Origin of the sequence: Cryptosporangium sp. NPDC048952 (assembly GCF_043197895.1) — a bacterium.
Classification (GTDB): domain Bacteria; phylum Actinomycetota; class Actinomycetes; order Mycobacteriales; family Cryptosporangiaceae; genus Cryptosporangium.
The window spans coordinates 236,988-252,554 of sequence record NZ_JBICTY010000002.1; the positions used below are offsets into that span (position 1 = coordinate 236,988).

Below are 15,567 nucleotides of genomic sequence, written 5' to 3' on the forward strand. Positions count from 1 at the left end.
CGCTCAGTCCCCGAGCCGGTAGCCGAAGCCGCGGATCGTCGTGAGGTTCTCGCGGCCGAGCTTGGCGCGCAGCTGCGTCAGGTGCACGTCCAGCGACCGCGACACCGCGAGATACGCGTCGCCCCACACCTCGTCCATCAGCTGCTCCCGGCTCACCGCGACGCCGGGTCGCTTGGCGAGGGCGGCCAGGACCGCGAACTCCTTGGTCGTGAGGTCGACCGCCCGGCCGCCGACGGTCACGCGCCGAGCGTCGAGATCGATCACCAGATCGCCGACGACGACGGGACCCGACACCGGGACCCCGGCCCCCGCACGTCGTGCCACCGCGTCGATGCGGGCCAGCAGTTCGAAGAGGCGGACGGGTTTCACCAGGTAGTCGTCGGCGCCGAGGCGTAACCCGCGCACGACCGACCGCTCGTCGCCGCGGGCGGTCAGCACGATCACCGGCAGCGGGGTGACCGCCCGGAGCTTGCGCAGGACCTCCAGGCCGTCGATGTCGGGCAGGCCCAGGTCGAGCAGGGCGAGGTCGCTGTCGTGGTGGGCGAGGAGCGCGTCGGCGCCGCGGTCGACGCGCAGCGGCCGGTGCCCGTGCTGGGTCAGCGAGTCCGACAGCGCGTCGGCCACCCCGTTGTCGTCTTCGACCAGGAGGATGCGCACCCCGGCAATGTAGGCCCTCTCCGGCCGCTATTTCCTAAGGGACTGTAAGGAACGGTTCGGGCATCTTGTCGGGGCGCGCGGCGGGCGGCGAGTGTGGCCTGCACAGCCAGAGGAGGCCCAATGCCGAGTCCCTTGGCCCGCGAACTGGTGCGCGGCGCCTACGACACGCACGTCCACGTCGCGCCCGACATCATGGAGCGGCGCATCGACGACGTCACGCTCGCCCGGCGCTTGCGTGACGTCGGCATGGCGGGTGTGGTGTTGAAGTCGCACTACGCGCCGACCGCGGAACGCGCGGAGGTGGTGCGCGGTGTCGTACGGGAGGTCGACACGGTCGGGGCGATCACGCTCAACGCCTCCGTCGGGGGGCTCAATCCGGTCGCCGTCGAGATCGCCGGCCGGCAGGGCGCGCGGGTCGTGTGGCTGCCCACCGTGGACAGCGCGAACCAGCGGTCGTGCCAGGCGCAAGCGCCGGAGGGTGCGATCCCGCCGATGTGGGCGCAGGTGCAGCAGGAGCTCGCCGACCAGGGCATTCTCGCTCCGGCAATCGCAGTGGTGGACTCGCGCGGCAAGGTCGTTCCGGAGCTGCTGAACGTGCTGTCGCTGGTCGCGAAACACGACATGGCGCTCGCGACCGGACACTTGTCCGGCGACGAGATCATCGCTGCCGTGGACGCCGCCGTCGATGCGGGTGTGCGCCGGATCGTCGTCACGCACCCCGAGTTCACGTCCCAGCGCATCCCGGTGGAGTCGCAGCGGCGGCTGGCCGCACGCGGCGCCCTGATGGAGCGCTGCTTCACGACGCCCCACACCGGCAAGGTGTCCTGGGAGACGTTCTTTTCGCACATCCGTGACGTGGGGCCGGAGCACTCGGTGCTCTCCAGCGACCTGGGGCAGCCGTTCAACCCGCCGGTGGAGGACGGTCTGGCGCTACTCGCCGATGGCTTGTTGGCCAACGGCTTCACCTCGGACGAGGTCCGTGTCATGGCCGTGACGAACTCGATTCGGCTCGTCCGATGACCGCGTGGGAGGTGCGGGGCGTCACCAAGCACTTCTCCAAGGGTGACGAGGACCTCGTCGCGTTGCGGGACGTGGATCTGGACGTGCCGCCGGGGCAGTTCCTGGTGTTGCTGGGGCGCAGTGGGTGCGGCAAATCGACGCTGCTGAATCTGTTGGCGGGGCTGCTCCCCCCGAACGGCGGTTCGATCTCGTACCGCGGTACGCCGGTGTCCGGGCCGCGGACCGAGGTGGGGTACCTGACCCAGCACGACACTCTGATGCCGTGGCGTGACGTCACCCGCAACGTCGAGATGCCCCGCGAGCTGCGGCACGAGGACCGGTCGACCCGGCGAGCGGCTGCTCTGGACCTCATCGAGCGGGTCGGGCTCAGCGGGTTCGAGAAGCACTACCCGCGTGAGCTGTCCGGTGGCATGCGGCGGCGCGCGAGCCTCGCGCGGATGCTCTGCGGCGAGCCCGAGACGCTGCTGATGGACGAGCCGTTCGGCGCCCTGGACGCGCAGCTGCGCACCGAGCTGCAGGGCGAGTTGCTGCGGCTCTGGCAGGGGAGCGGCCGCACGGTCGTGTTCGTCACGCACGACATCGAGGAGGCTCTGTTGCTTGCCGACCGCGTCGTCGTGCTCGGGCCGATCGGTCGGATCGTGCTCGATCTCGGGGTCGATCTGGCCCGTCCGCGCGATCCGGAGGAGATTCGGCTGCAGCCTCGCTTCGTCGAACTGCACAAACAATTGGCTGACGCCTTACGCGGCGCTTCGACCAGCGCGGACGGCGCTCCGAGCGGCGCGGACGGCGCTCCGAGCGGCGCTTCGGGCGGCGCGGGCGCGGCGTCGGCCGGCGCGTTTCCTGCGGCGGATGGGTCTCGCTCATGAGCGCCGGTGTCGTGGAGAGCGCCGGGCCGCTCCGGGTGCGGACCGGGGCGGGCGCTCGGCGCCGGCGGGTGCGGGCGGCGATCGTGTGGGGCTGGCGCGTCGCGCTGCTCGTCGTCGTACTGGTGCTGTGGCAGTTGCTTTCCGGCCCGGTGCTGGACCCGCAGTTCGTGAGCTCGCCGGCCGGGATCGTCGAACGCCTGCAGGAGTGGACGCAGGACGGCACCCTGTGGTCGAACACGTGGATCACGCTGCAGGAAATCGTGCTCGGCTTCCTGCTCGGCGCCGGCGCGGGCGCGCTGCTGGCGTACCTGATCGCGCCGATCCGGGTGGTCTGGGACATCCTCGACCCGTTCGTCATGGCGCTCTACTCGATCCCGAAGGTGGCGCTCGCGCCGCTGTTCATCGTCTGGTTCGGCATCGGCACCGACATGAAGGTGCTGCTGGCCGCCGTCACCGTGTTCTTCCTGGTGTTCCTCAACACCGCAGCCGGCGTGCACGAGGTCGACGCCGGACTCATCGACGCGGTGCGCCTGATGGGCGCCGGTCGCTGGGTCGTGGCCTGGAAAGTCGTCTTGCCGGCCTCGATGACCGGCCTGCTCACCGGCCTGCGCGTCTCGATCCCGTACGCGCTGATCGGCGCCGTGATCGGGGAGCTCGTCGCGTCCAACCGCGGCCTCGGCTACCTGATCAGCGACTCCTCGGCGAACTTCGACACCGACGGCGTCTTCGCGACGCTCGTCGTCCTCAGCGTGATCGCGGCGCTGCTCAACGCGCTCGTGAACCTGCTCGGCCGCCGGGCCAACCGGTGGAAGCCGCTCTGACTCGTTCGGTCAAAGGAGACCCATGCGTACGTATCGTTTCGTGATGGCGGTGGTGGCCCTGGTGGCGCTGCTGGCCGCCGGCTGCGCGAAGGACGACTCGTCGCCCGCGACGGGAGCCGACGCGATGACGCTCAACGTCGGTCAGACGAGCAATTCCGCCGCGTTCTTCCCGCTGTTCGTCGCGGAAACTCAAGGTTACTTCCGCGAAGAGGGCCTCACGCTCGGCGAACGACCGCGCCTGGGCACGGGCGCCAAGTCGGCCGCCGCGCTCCAGTCCGGCAGCATCGACATCGCGGCCGGCGTCATGACCGACGCGTTCAACCTCTACCGCGTCAACGACAAGGCCCGTGTGATCGGCACGCTCACCAACGAGTACTACATCGACATCATCGCGGGCCCGAAGATCCCGACCACTGTGGACGCAGCGCCGCTGGCGCAACGCGTCCAAGCGCTGAAGGGCACGACCATCGGGATCACCGGCCCGGGCAGCGGCACGGAGGCGCTGCTCAACTACCTGCTGGAGCAGCAGAAGCTGGACACCGAGAAGGACATCACGATGGTGAACCTCGGCTCGGACGTGTCCGCGGCGCTCGGGGCGCTGAAGACGGGGCGGGTCGACGCGCTGTCGTTCTTCCAGCCGGTCGGCCAGCAGGCCGCGGCGAACGGCATCGGGCGGATCCTCATCTCACCGCCGCGCGGTGACGTGCCGGCCCTCCGGGGCACGATGCACGGCGCGCTGTTCACCACCCAGAACGTCATCGACCGCAAGGGCAAGGCCGTCCAGGCGTTCTACCGGGCCATCGCAAAGGCCGAGAAGTTCATTCACGGCAACCCGGAGCAGGTGCGGGACCTGCTGCAAAAGTACCAGACCACGATGAACGTGAAGGCCGTCGAGGCGCTGGTGCCGGTGCTCCAGGCGGAGATTCCGCAGAGTCCGGCGCCGGACGAGGCGGCGTACGACAAGTCGGTCGCTTTCCACGAGGAGACGGGCTTGGTGAAGTCGGCCCCGGACTTCACGACGCTCGTACCTGACCTGGGCGCGTAGGTGCACACCGGCGCCCCGGACATTTGGTGGTCAGGGGGTGGTCAATCGGGTGTGTGGTGGCCCAGGGCGTCGACGCTGGTGGCTAGTACGTGGGCGCGCCAGGGAAGGGCCTTGCCGGCGCGGTGGGCGGCTAGGACGGTCATGGAGAGGGCGCCCAGTGCGCCCAGGACGCGGACCGTTCGTTCGGGGTCGCCGTCGACACCGAACGCCTCGAACACCGCGGCGTTGATGCGGTCGGCGCCCGAATCGGGGTCCGTGCCGGCGGAGCTGACCAGGTACGCCACCATCCCGGGCCGCGCGATCGCCTGGTCGACGAGCGCCTCGATCGCCCGCCGGTCGCGGGCCGGTCCGTGCGACTGCCCGGCCACCTCCGCGAGCACCTCGCGGGCCAGCGCCTCGCTCCGGGCGACGACCGCGTCGTGCAGTGCGTCTTTCGTCGGGAAGTAGTGCAGTAGGCCGGCCTTGGACATGCCGACCGCGTCGGCGACGGACTGCACCGACGTCTGCGAGATGCCGTACCGGGCGAACAGCGTCGCCGCGCGCTCGAGGATGCCTTCGTCGATCTGCTGCCGGAAAACTTTCGCCACTCCTGCATCTTACGGAGACCCAACCAGTGCGGTAGTTTTTTCGACCAGAATGGTCGGAAGGAGAAAGCACATGGCCGGGAGAATGGAAGGCAAGGTCGCCTTCGTCACGGGTGCGGCCCGCGGACAGGGGCGTAGCCACGCGGTGCGGTTAGCGCAGGAGGGCGCCGACATCATCGCGATCGACATCGCCGCGCAGATCGAGTCGGTGCCGTACGCGATGGCCACTGCCGCGGACCTCGCGGAGACCGCGCGGCTCGTCGAGGCGCTCGACCGCCGGATCGTGACCCGGGTCGTCGACGTGCGGGACCGGGCGCCGCTCGCCGCCGCCCTCGCCGAGGGTGTCGCCGAACTCGGCCACCTCGACGTCGTCGTTGCGAACGCGGGCATCGCCCCGACGACGCCGGACGTGCCGACCGTCGCGTGGTTCGACACTGTCTCAACCAACTTGGTCGGCGTGATCAACACGCTCGAGGCGGCGTTCGGGCACCTCGAGTCCGGTGCGTCGATCGTCGTCACCGGCTCGATGGCCGCGTTCATGCCCGGCTCGGTCGACAGCGCGGGCGCCGGTGGCGCCGGGTACTCGCACGCGAAGAGGGCCGTCGCGCGGCTCGTGCACGACCTGGCCGGCACGCTTGCGCCCCAGAACATCCGGGTCAACGCGGTGCACCCCGGCAACATCGCGACGCCGATGCTGCTCAACGACATGATGTACAAGGTCTTCCGCCCCGACCTCGAGAAGCCGACGTACGAGGACGCCGAGCCGGCGTTCGCGTCGATGCACAAGCTGCCGGTGGCGACGCTCGACCCGGTCGACATCAGCGAGGCGGTGCTGTACCTGGCGTCGGACGCAGCCCGGTACGTGACCGGTCAGCAGCTCAAGATCGACGCCGGTGCGCTGCTGCCCGTGTCGAACTCCGGCGCGCCTAGCTGAACATGGTATTCATGTCCAGGTGATCGATCTGTTCCTGCTCGCCGGTGTTCACGATGGCGACGACCACGGGCGGGCGCTGCGGAACACCGTCGATTACGCGGTCGCCGCGGAGGACGCCGGGTTCGACGGCGTCTGGCTCGCCGAACACCATTTCCTGACGTACGGCGCGTGCCCGTCCGCGGTCGCGCTGGCGTCGTACGTGCTCGGGCGCACCCGGCGGATCACGGTCGGCACGGCGGCGGCGATCCTCCCGGCGCGGCACCCGGTCGCGCTCGCGGAGGAGACCGCGCTGCTGGCCGCTGTGGCCGGCGACCGGTTCGAACTCGGTGTCGGGCGGGGCGGGCCGTGGGTGGACCTGGAGGTGCTCGGCACCGGGCTGGCCCGGTACGCCGACGGGTTCGGGGAGTCGCTCGACGTCCTCCTGGAGTGGCTCTCGGGCGCTCGAACGGTGGGCGCCGACGGTCAGCACCACCGGTTCCGGCCGGTCACCGTCGTGCCCCGGCCACGAACGCCGCCCCGCATCAGGGTCGCGGCGACGTCCAGAGCCTCGGCCGACCTCGCGGCCGCACGCGGCCTGCCGCTGCTGCTCGGTATGCACGCCGCACCGCAGGAACACCGGGTACTGCTCGACCGGTATGCGGAGTCGACCGGCGGTACGGTGCCGCCTCCCGCCGTCGCGCACCTCGCGTACGTCGCCGACACCGTCGAACAGGCCCGTGACGCCGTGCGCGGCCCACTGCTCGCCTGGCTCGGACGGACCGCGGAGTACGTCCGGATCGACGGTAGTGACAGCACCCACCGCGACCTGAACGCGTACGCGGACCGGCTTCTCGACCTGCACCCGGTCGGGGACGCCGACCTGTGCATCGAGCGGCTGCGGAATTCCACCGAGATCACGGGCGCCGGGCGGCTGCTGCTCGCGGTGGAGGCCACCGGCGACCGCGGACGCACGCTGGACTGCATCGCGCGCCTCGCGGACGAGGTCCTTCCGGCTATCCGGTGAAGGCCCAGGTGAAGTCGAAGGGCTCCTGATCGACGCTCGAACAGCTGGCGTCAGCGGTGGCCTTCGGCCCGCCGGGGCACGGAGCATCCCGCGTCGCCGACCACATCGCGTACCACGCGAGCCCCTTCTCCCGCGCGAACGCACCCACCGCGCGAGCGTCCTCGACGGTGAACACCTCGCTGGCGACGTCGTTCACCCCGATCATCGGCGTGAGCGCGAGCAGCCCCCACGCCTCCTCGTCGGAGAGGTCGAACACGCCTTTGACCTGCGCGTGCGCGGCGGTGACCGCGTCGATCGCGAAGCGACCCATCTGACCGTCGGGGTCCGGCGCCGCGGCGTCGCCGTAGTCCATCGCCATGAGGTTCACCGCGTCGAACGCAGACCCGGCGTCGCGGGCGTCGGCGAGCAGGTCGACGCCGCCCTGGGTGAGGCCCTGGGGGAGCGCGGGGAGCGTGATCGACACGTCCAGGGACGCGTTGTCGCGGCGCAGGATCTGGATCGCCTCCGTCCGTCGCCGGTTGGCCGCCTTGTCCGACAGTGCGGATCCCTCGACGTCGAAGTCGACGCGTGTCGCGTCGTAGGCGTCGATCGCGCGCTGGTAGGCGGCGGCGAGGGACTCGGGGCTGTCGCAGACGGTCGCGAGTTCGGTGCCGTTGGCGCCGCCGAACGAGATACGGACGTCACCGCCGGCGGCGCGAAGTTCGTCGACCCGCTCGGTGATGCCGGGGTCCTCGACCGGGAGCACCCCGCCCCAGGTGGGGGTGCAGCCGCCGGCGCCGACGACGAACGCGAGCGTGTACTGCTTCACGCCGGTCTGCTCGGCGTTGGCGGCGAGGTCGTAGGGCGGGTTGAGGAGCACGTCGACGTAGGGGGCGAACTCGGTGCCGTCGAGGGACGCCCGCTCCGAGGGCACGGGTGCGGCGTTGCCGCCGCGCGTGGCGCTCTCGGACGGGGTGGCGGTCTCTTTCGGTGTGGCGCTTTCGGCGCTCTCATCCGGCGTGCCTGTCGCCAACGGGCGAGTGGGTGTCGGCTTCGGCGCTTTCGAGACCGCTGACTCGGTCGGCGCCGGAGTCGTATCCGCGCAGTTCACACCATTGATCGTGCACCCGTCCGGCGCCTTCTGCGAACTCCCGGCAGCATCGGCCACGAACCCCACCACCACCGACTGCCGCGGGGCGAGCTCCGCGTTCCAGTCCTCGTTGTGCACCGTCACCTTCGTCCCGGCGACGTCCGCGCGACCGTTCCACAGGCTCGTGATCCGTGCCCCCGCCGGCAGGGTGAACGCCAACGACCAGCCGTCGACGGACTCCGCGCTGGTGTTCGTGAGCGTGTACGTGCCGGTGTACCCGCTGTCCCAGCGTGCCGTCTGGACGTAGTTCACCGAGAACCCGGCGGCCTGGGCCTGCCCGGCGGTGAGCGTCGCGACGGTCACCGCGGCGACGGTCGCGAGCACGCCCGCGGCGCCGAGGCGCTTGATCGGCCGACGCGACCGTCGCAGCCGGTGGCCACCACGGAATCCGGAGGGGCGCTGCTCACGCGCGGGGACGGACGGCACGATCGCGCCTCCTAGGGTCAGCCGGCAACTACCGCGACGCTAAGCCCCGGATGTTCACCCCGATCCGCGATCAAAGTACTGATCTGACTGGTTTAAGGCCTACTTAGGTGAGTGAATGCAATTCACGAATCACCCGCAGCTGAGCGTCGCGACCACCGTGCGGTTCTTCACCGCGAGCGCCGGCACCAGGTTCCCGCTGCTGTCGAGATCCTTGACGTGGTACGTCGACGTGGAGCCGACGCCCCGCGCCGTGATGCTGTCGGCCGGGACGCCGAGCGCGACCAACTCGGCACGCACCGCCTCCGCGCGTTTCGTCGAGAGCGTCAGTTGCGACGCCGAGTCGCCGGCCGTCGCGGTCGTGCCCTCCAGTGTCGTCCGCGTCCCCGGGCGCTTCGCGGCGGTGGCGAGTGCTCCGAGCGCCTCCCGGGCCCCCGCCGGGTCACGGAACCGAGCGGTGTCCGGCGTGAAGCCGACCCGGCTGCTGTCGGGCAGGACGGTGACACCGCAGGCCTCGACGGTCGGCGCGGCCGGAACCTTCACCGGCGTGACCGCGGGCAGCCCGGCGGCGGGCTGTCCCTGCAGCGGGTGCTGGTCCACGTCGACGCAGGCGCCGCCCGCTTCGGCGATCGCCGTCCACAGCGCGACGACGTTCGCGCGGTAGGCGTTGTCGAGGGTGGCCTGCGGCGCGGCGGTGTCACCGAGCCCGGCGAACACCACGGTCCGGCCGGTGAGGTCGGGGAGGAGCTGCCGCGCCTTCAAGGAGGCCACGACCTCGGCCGGGGAGGCCGCCAGGAGGTCGCCGCTCGCGAAGTCCAGCGGCGCCACCGTCTGGAGCCCGGAGTCCACCATCACGATCGTGCCGCCGGCGGCGGTGTCCCGCGCGGCCAGCGACAGCGCGGTCAGCGGGTCCGCCTCCGCCGTCTTGGCGGTGACCTGCGCGAACGCCACCGTGACGTCGGCCGCGTACTTCTCGGCGCGCTGCTGGAGCGCGGTCTTCGTCGGCGCTTCCTGGTCGAAGTGCCCGGTCCAGGCCCGGGTCGGTGCGCCGTCGACCCGGTAGAGCGAGATCGTCGACCGAGCCGCGGACGCCGTGACCAGGAGGGCCTGGGCCAGCGCCGGCAGCGATGGCTTGGCGCTGTTCGCCCGGCCGCCGACCAGGATCGCGAGGCTGCCGGCGCCCGCATCACAGGTGAACGACGTCGTGGCTGCCGCCTGCTGCGGAGCCGCGCCGGTGGTGGTGGCCGGGCCACTGCACGCGGCGAGCGCCAGCGTCAGCACGAGCGCACCGGGGACGAGCTTCATGACTGTTCCTTCGGCTGAAAGAGGGCCTGGGTGAGGGCCGGGTCCTCGCCGTGCTGGGCGATGAGCAGGCGGGCGTACTGCTTGAGCTGCTCACCGCGCTGGACCTGCGCGTCGACGTACCGGTCGCGGGTCTCCGCGGCGGCCTGCAGCAGACGCCCCTCGGACTCGCTGATCCGCCGCGCGACCTCCCGGAACCGGGCCGCGTCGGCGACCCGCTTGGCCGACGCCCGCCGGGCGAGCCCGCGACGGACGGCTCCCGGTGCGCGCCGGGGCAGGCCGTGGTGCAGGTAGGCCACCCACGCCGTCGCGACGCCGCTACCCAGGTACAGGCCGAAGAACAGGAGCCCCATCGGCAGGTGCTCGAGGTTCCACGGCGAGGCGGCCGGTGCGGCCGCGCCGTCGAGCACGATCGTGTCCGACGCGGCGAGCGGGTCGTAGAGCCGGATGACGAACGTGATGACCCCGATCGCCAGCCAGACGACGAGCAGCGTCACGACGGGCCACCGGCCGGCCGCGGGGCGACCGAGCCAGGCGGCCTTCAGGAGCGTGCCGAGGGCGTGCGCCAGGATCAGCACCACCGCGGTCAGCCCGATGACGATGAGGAACACGATCGCATCGCCGAACGGCAGCGAGATGCTGCCGAGGGCCAGCGCGACGACACCGTAGAAGCCGCCGATGTCGGCACCGGCCGCGAGCAGCAACCCAATCCAGTACACGGCCTGGTGCCACCGGCTCTGCTGGGCCGGCCGCTCCGCGGTCGGCTCGGACACCAGTGTCAGCGTGGGCGCGCTCATGCGGGGTTCTCCGTGGCGTACAGGTCGGCCAGCGCGGCGTGCTCAGCCGCGTGTGCGTGGGCGTCGAGGTTCGCGGTGGGGAGCGTAGCCACGTACTGCGCGTACTTGCGCTCGATCTGCTCGCACCGCTCCTTGGTGCGGTGGTCGATCAGCGCGTCGAGGACGGAACCGGTGCCCTCGTCGACGGCCTTCGGCGCGATCCGCGCGACCTGCTCGACGACCCAGGCGTAGTCGGTCGCCTCGTCGCTCACCGCGGGCTGGAACGGTGTACCGACCGGTGGTGTCGGTTTGCGTCGTCGCCACTTCATGCCGCCACCCACTCGGGCAGCTCGGGGGTTTCCGGCGCCAGCCGTCGGTTGAGCCGCACCCCGTCGGGATGCCGGCGGACCAGCTGGTTCCAGTAGGTGTCCAGCCGTCGACGGCTGTGCGCCCGCAACCGGTGCACCCGTGCGTCCTGCGCCGCAACCAGCCCGGCCAGCGCCGCTTCGGCGCGACGCAGGTCGGCGAGTAGCTGCTGCGCCATCGCGTCGAGCTCGTCGGCCTGGGCCTGCAGGGTCGCGCGGCGCTTCTCGTGCTCCCTGCGGCGGCGCTGACGGATCAGCGACTCGGGAAGCTCGGCCTCGGCGATCCGCCGGGTGACGAGCTCCGCCTCGGTGATCGCCGGCAGCTCCGCGAGCACGATGCGGGCGGTCGCCGCCCGCTGTGCGGCGTGGTCGTACTGCTCCGTGAGCGAGGTCACGGCTGCCCGGTGGGTGCTGAACACGGGCGCCGCGAGCGCTTCCTCGGTCGCGATCCGGTGTTCGCACCGCGACACGAGCGCTTCGCTGGTGGGCGTTCCGGTCGACGTGTCGCCGGGCAGGCCGTGCAAGCCGTCGCGCCAGCCGTTCCACATGTCGATCGCCCGGGTCCACGCCCAGTACCGCATCGTCGTCCCCACTCGTCCGTCGGCAGTCACGAGAGGGAAGAGCGGGCTACCGGCAGCGGTGATACGCCGGTGAGAGCGGCGTCACCCGCCGCCACCGTCATCGAGAACCGCCCTCAGCGCGGAACGAGCCCTGTCTCGTAGGCCAGCACGACCAGCCCGGCCCGGTCCCGGGCGCCGAGCTTGGCCAGCAACCGGCTGACGTACGTGCGCACGGTCGCCGGGCTCAGGAACAACACGGCCGCCACCTCGTCGTTGGAGGCCCCGGTCGCGACCTCGGCGAGCACCTCCCGTTCCCGTTCGGTGAGCGAGTCCAGCCGTGCGTCGGGCGCGGTGCGGTGAGAAGCCGCCGCAGCGATCACCCGCTGCGTCACCGCCGGCGACAACAACGCCTCACCGGCGGCCACCGTCCGCACCGCGTCACGCAGCGGCCCCGGCCGGATGTCCTTGAGCAGAAAACCTGACGCGCCCGCGCGCAGGGCGTCGAAAAGGTGTTCGTCGGTATCAAAAGTGGTGAGCATGACGACGCGCACGTCGGTGAGCTCCGCGGTGATCCGCGCGGTGGCGGCCACACCGTCGACGCCGGGCATCCGGATGTCCATCAGCACGACGTCCGGATGCAGACGGCGCACCAGTTCCACGCCGGACGCACCATCGGCGGCTTCACCGACGACCGACAGGTCGTCGTGGGTCAGCAGCGCACGCAGGCCGGCGCGCACCAGATCCTGGTCGTCGACCAGCACGATCCGGATCATCGCGGCAGCGCCACCCAGACCCGGAATCCGCCGTCGGACCGCGGTCCGATCTCCGCTCGCCCGCCGAGCAGCGCCACCCGCTCCCGCAGTCCCACCAGCCCCAACCCCGACCCACAGCCCGGGTCCACCGGAGTACCGTTCCCGCCGTCGCGGACCTCCACCTCCACAGTGGTGTCCGTTTCGGTCAGATCGACGCTAATCGGCGTACCACCGCCGTAGCGGCGGGCGTTGGTGACCGCTTCCTGGACGATTCTGAACACCGCAGCCTCGACAGTGGGCGGCAGCGGACCGATGCCCGGCGGCACGTCGACGCCGAGCGTGCGCAGCTCGTCGAGGCCGGGTGGCGTGGCGTCGCGGATCAGACCGAGCGTGCGGCGCAGTTCCGCGCTCGCGGTGTCGCAGGCTTCGCGGACGTTCTCCAGCGCGCGCCGGGTCGCGGCCGGGTCGTCGTCGACGGCTTCGAGGGCCACGTCGGTGTGCAGCGACACCACCGTGAGTGTGTGCCCGACCGCGTCGTGGACGTCACGGGCGACCTCGAGGCGCTCGGCCTGCAGCGCGCCGGACAGCTGTTGCTCGTGGACGCTGCGCTCGCGGGCCAGCCGGTCCCGCTGCTCGGCCTTGAGCAGACGACGCGACCGGATGCCGTCACCCAGCGCGATCATGGCGGCCATCGCGGTCACGGTGCCGCCGAACTCGAAGCCGAGGAGGTAGGCCACGTCCTCGTGTTCGAGGAGCCGGGCGCCGGTCGCGATCACGTTCAGCACCACGGTGACGCCGGCGGCCCAGCCGGCGCGGCCGGCTTCGGCGGCGGAGTACAGCGCACCGGCCATCGGCAGCGCCAGACCGATCGGTGGGTAGTCGCGGGTGTAGTAGCCGATGATGAGCGCGGCGCTGGCCAGGAGCACGAGCCGGGGGAAGCGGCGCCGGGCCAGGAGGACCGCGCCGAACCCCACGGCGACCAGGTAGGCGAACACGTCGGCCCGGCGGTGGCTGCCGACGTCCGCGATCACCGCGATCGTGACCGCGGTGGTGATGAAGGCCGCGAGGGCGACGTCCACCAGTCGTTCGCGCGGTGTCATTCGCCGAGCGTAACGGCGGTTCGGGGGGTGGCGGGAAAGTGTCGCTTCTCGACGTACGGTGGTACGCCGGTGGGCGATCGTTCCGCCGATCTCCGGGCGATGTGGTGCGGCCGGGCGGTTACCTAGCGTGGCCGCCGTGACTATGACAGTGGAATCCCGACTGTCCCGGTTCGCCGGATGGTCGTTGCGGCATCACTGGGCCGCACTCGTGGCGTGGGTGGTGGTCGTCGGCGCGCTGGCCGTGACCGCCGGGCAGGTCGGCAGTGCGTTCGCCGACGACACGACGTTGCCGGGCAGCGAGTCGCAACGCGTCGCGGACGCGCTGGCGTCGCAGGCCCCGGCGCGCGACTCCGTGACCGTCGTGGTCCACCGCGAGTCCGGGGCCGTGGACCGGACCGTCGTCGGGGACTTCCTGACGGACCTGGGAGCGACGGATCCCTTCGTGACGCCGGGGTCGGTGTCGGCGGACGAGCGGACGGTGCTGGCGACCGTGACGCTCGACCATCCGCCGGGCGAGACGCCGGTGTCGGAGGTGACCGAGCTGACCGACCGCGAGCTGGACGGCTACCAGGTCGAGTGGAGCGGCGATTCGGTGCGGGCGGCGAACGAGTCCGGCGGCCCCGCGGAGGGCATCGGGCTCCTCGCCGCGCTGATCATCCTCGTGCCGCTGTTCTCCTCGCTGCTCGCGGCGACGTTGCCGCTGATCACCGCACTGCTCGCCGTGGGCAGCGCGGTGAGCGCGGTGATCCTGCTGTCGCACTCGCTGACCGTGCCGAGCTACGCCACGGCGATGATGGCGCTGGTCGGGCTCGGCGTCGGGATCGACTACGCGCTGCTGGTGTTCGTGCGGTACCGGCACGAGATCCGGTCGGGGGCCGATCGCTCGGCGGCGACGTCTCGTGCGCTCGACACGGCGGGGCGCTCCGTGCTGCTCGCCGGCGGGACCGTGATCCTGGCGCTGCTCGGCATGCTGACGCTGCGGCTGGCCGCGTTCGACGCGCTGGCCGTGAGCGTGGCGCTGACCGTGTCGGCCACGATGCTGGCGTCGATCACGCTGCTCCCGGCGTTGCTGACCCTGTTCGGCCGCCGCCTGGAGTCCCGGATCCTCCGCCGCGGTGCGGGTGACCGCGGAGCGAGGAGCGGGCGCCGTTCGCGGGGGGCGCCCGCAGCGCCGGCAGACATGGCTGCGAACGGGCCGGATGCCGGCGGGAAGCGGTGGCGGGCCTTGGCTAGCGGTGTCCAGCGCTTTCCGATACCCGCGCTCGTGGGCGGGGTGTTGGTGCTGATCGTGCTCGCGCTGCCCGCGCTCGCGATGCGGCTCGGGTTCGCTGACGCGGGCACCGACGCTCCGGACTCGACGACACGCAAGGCGTACGACCTCGTGGCGTCGGCGTTCGGGCCGGGCACGAACGGGCCGCTGCTCGTACTGGCGGCGGACGAAGCGTCAGCGGAGGACGCCGCTACGGTGGCACGCTCGGTGAACGGCGTCGCCGCGGTGGTGCCGCACGCCCCGGTGCCGGAGGGTGTGCTGGTCACCCCGGAGTGGGGCCCGGCCGACGAACGCACAGCGGACCTCGTCCACCGGCTCCGGTCGGAACTCGGCGACGACTACTCGATCGGCGGCTCGGTGCCCGCCGCGATCGACTTCGCCCGGACCGTGTCCGACCGGCTGCCCTGGTTCATCGGCGCGGTCGTCGGCCTGTCCGCGCTCGTGCTGCTAGTCGTCTTCCGCTCGATCCTCGTGCCCATCCAGGCCGCGATCTCCAACCTGCTCAGCATCGGCGCGGCCCTCGGCGTCATGACCTTCGTTTACGGCGACGGGAACCTCGGCGCCCAGCCGGGTCCGATCGAGGCGTTCCTCCCGGTCATCGTCTTCGCCGTGGTGTTCGGCCTCTCGATGGACTACGAGGTGTTCCTCGTCAGCCGCGTCCACGAGGAATGGCGCCGCGGCATCGGCGCCGCCGCCGCGCTCCGCGAGGGCCTGGCCACGACCGGCGGCGTGATCACCGCCGCGGCCGCGATCATGGTCGTCGTCTTCGGCTCGTTCGTCTTCTCCGGTGACCGCATGCTCGGCCAGATGGGCCTGGGCCTGTCCGCCGCAGTCCTGGTGGACGCGGTGATGGTCCGCTGCCTGGTAGTCCCCGCGGTGTTCACCCTCGCAGGGGAACGCGCCTGGTGGTTCCCCCACGCGCTGCACCGCCTCCCCACCGTCCGCCTCCACTGAGAGCAC

16 protein-coding genes are annotated in these 15,567 nt (G+C 71.6%); 7 read left to right on the forward strand and 9 right to left on the reverse strand.

The genetic code is table 11. From position 1 onward, the window contains the following. Positions 1–3: 3 nt before the first annotated feature. A complete protein-coding gene (locus ACGFY5_RS09240; protein WP_392719081.1) occupies positions 4–657 on the reverse strand; it encodes a response regulator transcription factor in 654 nt (217 codons plus the stop codon). Positions 658–777: 120 nt separating this feature from the next. Between ACGFY5_RS09240 and ACGFY5_RS09245 the strand changes: the two genes are divergently transcribed. Genes ACGFY5_RS09245 through ACGFY5_RS09260 form a run of 4 tightly spaced genes read left to right on the forward strand, consistent with a single transcriptional unit; the run spans position 778 to position 4,409 of the window. Beyond that, positions 778–1,677, forward strand: coding sequence for a DUF6282 family protein (locus tag ACGFY5_RS09245; RefSeq protein ID WP_392719082.1), 900 nt, complete (start codon positions 778–780; stop codon positions 1,675–1,677). Beyond that, positions 1,674–2,543: an ABC transporter ATP-binding protein gene (locus ACGFY5_RS09250; RefSeq protein WP_392719083.1), complete on the forward strand. Its 870-nt coding sequence runs from the start codon at positions 1,674–1,676 to the stop codon at positions 2,541–2,543. The genes ACGFY5_RS09245 and ACGFY5_RS09250 overlap by 4 nt, the downstream gene beginning before the upstream one ends. Continuing rightward, on the forward strand, positions 2,540–3,364 hold the full coding sequence (locus tag ACGFY5_RS09255) for an ABC transporter permease (protein WP_392719084.1): 825 nt from the start codon (positions 2,540–2,542) through the stop codon (positions 3,362–3,364). The genes ACGFY5_RS09250 and ACGFY5_RS09255 overlap by 4 nt, the downstream gene beginning before the upstream one ends. 22 nt (positions 3,365–3,386) lie before the next feature. Further along, a complete protein-coding gene (locus ACGFY5_RS09260; protein ID WP_392719085.1) occupies positions 3,387–4,409 on the forward strand; it encodes an ABC transporter substrate-binding protein in 1,023 nt (340 codons plus the stop codon). 41 nt (positions 4,410–4,450) lie between these two features. Here the strand turns inward: ACGFY5_RS09260 and ACGFY5_RS09265 are convergent, their stop codons facing one another. Further along, positions 4,451–4,996 (reverse strand): TetR/AcrR family transcriptional regulator, encoded by a 546-nt coding sequence (locus ACGFY5_RS09265; protein ID WP_392719086.1) that lies wholly within the window; start codon positions 4,994–4,996, stop codon positions 4,451–4,453. Between the two features lie 70 nt (positions 4,997–5,066). Here ACGFY5_RS09265 and ACGFY5_RS09270 point away from each other — a divergent pair, with 70 nt between their 5' ends. Next, entirely contained in the window at positions 5,067–5,927 is an 861-nt protein-coding gene (locus tag ACGFY5_RS09270) for a mycofactocin-coupled SDR family oxidoreductase (RefSeq protein ID WP_392719087.1), read from the forward strand. Between the two features lie 19 nt (positions 5,928–5,946). Next, a complete protein-coding gene (locus tag ACGFY5_RS09275; protein WP_392719088.1) occupies positions 5,947–6,930 on the forward strand; it encodes an LLM class flavin-dependent oxidoreductase in 984 nt (327 codons plus the stop codon). On the opposite strand, the gene ACGFY5_RS09280 is transcribed toward ACGFY5_RS09275, so the two are convergent. The 7 genes from ACGFY5_RS09280 to ACGFY5_RS09310 form a co-directional block, all read right to left on the reverse strand. Next, positions 6,920–8,485 carry a cellulose binding domain-containing protein gene (locus ACGFY5_RS09280; protein WP_392719090.1) on the reverse strand — a complete coding sequence of 522 codons (1,566 nt, stop codon included), beginning with the start codon at positions 8,483–8,485 and terminating at the stop codon, positions 6,920–6,922. The genes ACGFY5_RS09275 and ACGFY5_RS09280 overlap by 11 nt on opposite strands. Before the next feature lie 129 nt (positions 8,486–8,614). Next, positions 8,615–9,787: an OmpA family protein gene (locus ACGFY5_RS09285; protein ID WP_392719091.1), complete on the reverse strand. Its 1,173-nt coding sequence runs from the start codon at positions 9,785–9,787 to the stop codon at positions 8,615–8,617. Beyond that, positions 9,784–10,581 (reverse strand): hypothetical protein, encoded by a 798-nt coding sequence (locus tag ACGFY5_RS09290; protein ID WP_392719093.1) that lies wholly within the window; start codon positions 10,579–10,581, stop codon positions 9,784–9,786. Before ACGFY5_RS09290 ends, ACGFY5_RS09285 begins: the two co-directional genes overlap by 4 nt. After that, positions 10,578–10,889 carry a hypothetical protein gene (locus tag ACGFY5_RS09295; protein ID WP_392719094.1) on the reverse strand — a complete coding sequence of 104 codons (312 nt, stop codon included), beginning with the start codon at positions 10,887–10,889 and terminating at the stop codon, positions 10,578–10,580. Before ACGFY5_RS09295 ends, ACGFY5_RS09290 begins: the two co-directional genes overlap by 4 nt. Further along, the gene (locus tag ACGFY5_RS09300; protein WP_392719095.1) at positions 10,886–11,536 is read right to left on the reverse strand and encodes a hypothetical protein; all 651 of its coding nucleotides are present in this window, start codon (positions 11,534–11,536) and stop codon (positions 10,886–10,888) included. Before ACGFY5_RS09300 ends, ACGFY5_RS09295 begins: the two co-directional genes overlap by 4 nt. An 83-nt stretch (positions 11,537–11,619) precedes the next feature. Then, the gene (locus ACGFY5_RS09305; RefSeq protein WP_392719096.1) at positions 11,620–12,258 is read right to left on the reverse strand and encodes a response regulator; all 639 of its coding nucleotides are present in this window, start codon (positions 12,256–12,258) and stop codon (positions 11,620–11,622) included. Continuing rightward, positions 12,255–13,337 (reverse strand): sensor histidine kinase, encoded by a 1,083-nt coding sequence (locus ACGFY5_RS09310; protein WP_392719097.1) that lies wholly within the window; start codon positions 13,335–13,337, stop codon positions 12,255–12,257. The genes ACGFY5_RS09305 and ACGFY5_RS09310 overlap by 4 nt, the downstream gene beginning before the upstream one ends. A gap of 142 nt (positions 13,338–13,479) precedes the next feature. On the opposite strand from ACGFY5_RS09310, the gene ACGFY5_RS09315 reads away from it, so the two are divergent. Continuing rightward, positions 13,480–15,561, forward strand: a complete 2,082-nt coding sequence (locus ACGFY5_RS09315) for an MMPL family transporter (protein ID WP_392720446.1) — start codon at positions 13,480–13,482, stop codon at positions 15,559–15,561. Positions 15,562–15,567 lie beyond the last annotated feature (6 nt).

Coding starts and splice junctions, on each gene's coding strand:
- ACGFY5_RS09285 (WP_392719091.1), bottom strand. CDS start 9,787: ATGAAGCTCGTCCCCGGTGCGCTCGTGCTGACGCTGGCGCTCGCCGCG.
- ACGFY5_RS09290 (WP_392719093.1), bottom strand. CDS start 10,581: ATGAGCGCGCCCACGCTGACACTGGTGTCCGAGCCGACCGCGGAGCGG.
- ACGFY5_RS09270 (WP_392719087.1), top strand. CDS start 5,067: ATGGCCGGGAGAATGGAAGGCAAGGTCGCCTTCGTCACGGGTGCGGCC.
- ACGFY5_RS09305 (WP_392719096.1), bottom strand. CDS start 12,258: ATGATCCGGATCGTGCTGGTCGACGACCAGGATCTGGTGCGCGCCGGC.
- ACGFY5_RS09310 (WP_392719097.1), bottom strand. CDS start 13,337: ATGACACCGCGCGAACGACTGGTGGACGTCGCCCTCGCGGCCTTCATC.
- ACGFY5_RS09260 (WP_392719085.1), top strand. CDS start 3,387: ATGCGTACGTATCGTTTCGTGATGGCGGTGGTGGCCCTGGTGGCGCTG.
- ACGFY5_RS09250 (WP_392719083.1), top strand. CDS start 1,674: ATGACCGCGTGGGAGGTGCGGGGCGTCACCAAGCACTTCTCCAAGGGT.
- ACGFY5_RS09315 (WP_392720446.1), top strand. CDS start 13,480: ATGACAGTGGAATCCCGACTGTCCCGGTTCGCCGGATGGTCGTTGCGG.
- ACGFY5_RS09255 (WP_392719084.1), top strand. CDS start 2,540: ATGAGCGCCGGTGTCGTGGAGAGCGCCGGGCCGCTCCGGGTGCGGACC.
- ACGFY5_RS09245 (WP_392719082.1), top strand. CDS start 778: ATGCCGAGTCCCTTGGCCCGCGAACTGGTGCGCGGCGCCTACGACACG.
- ACGFY5_RS09295 (WP_392719094.1), bottom strand. CDS start 10,889: ATGAAGTGGCGACGACGCAAACCGACACCACCGGTCGGTACACCGTTC.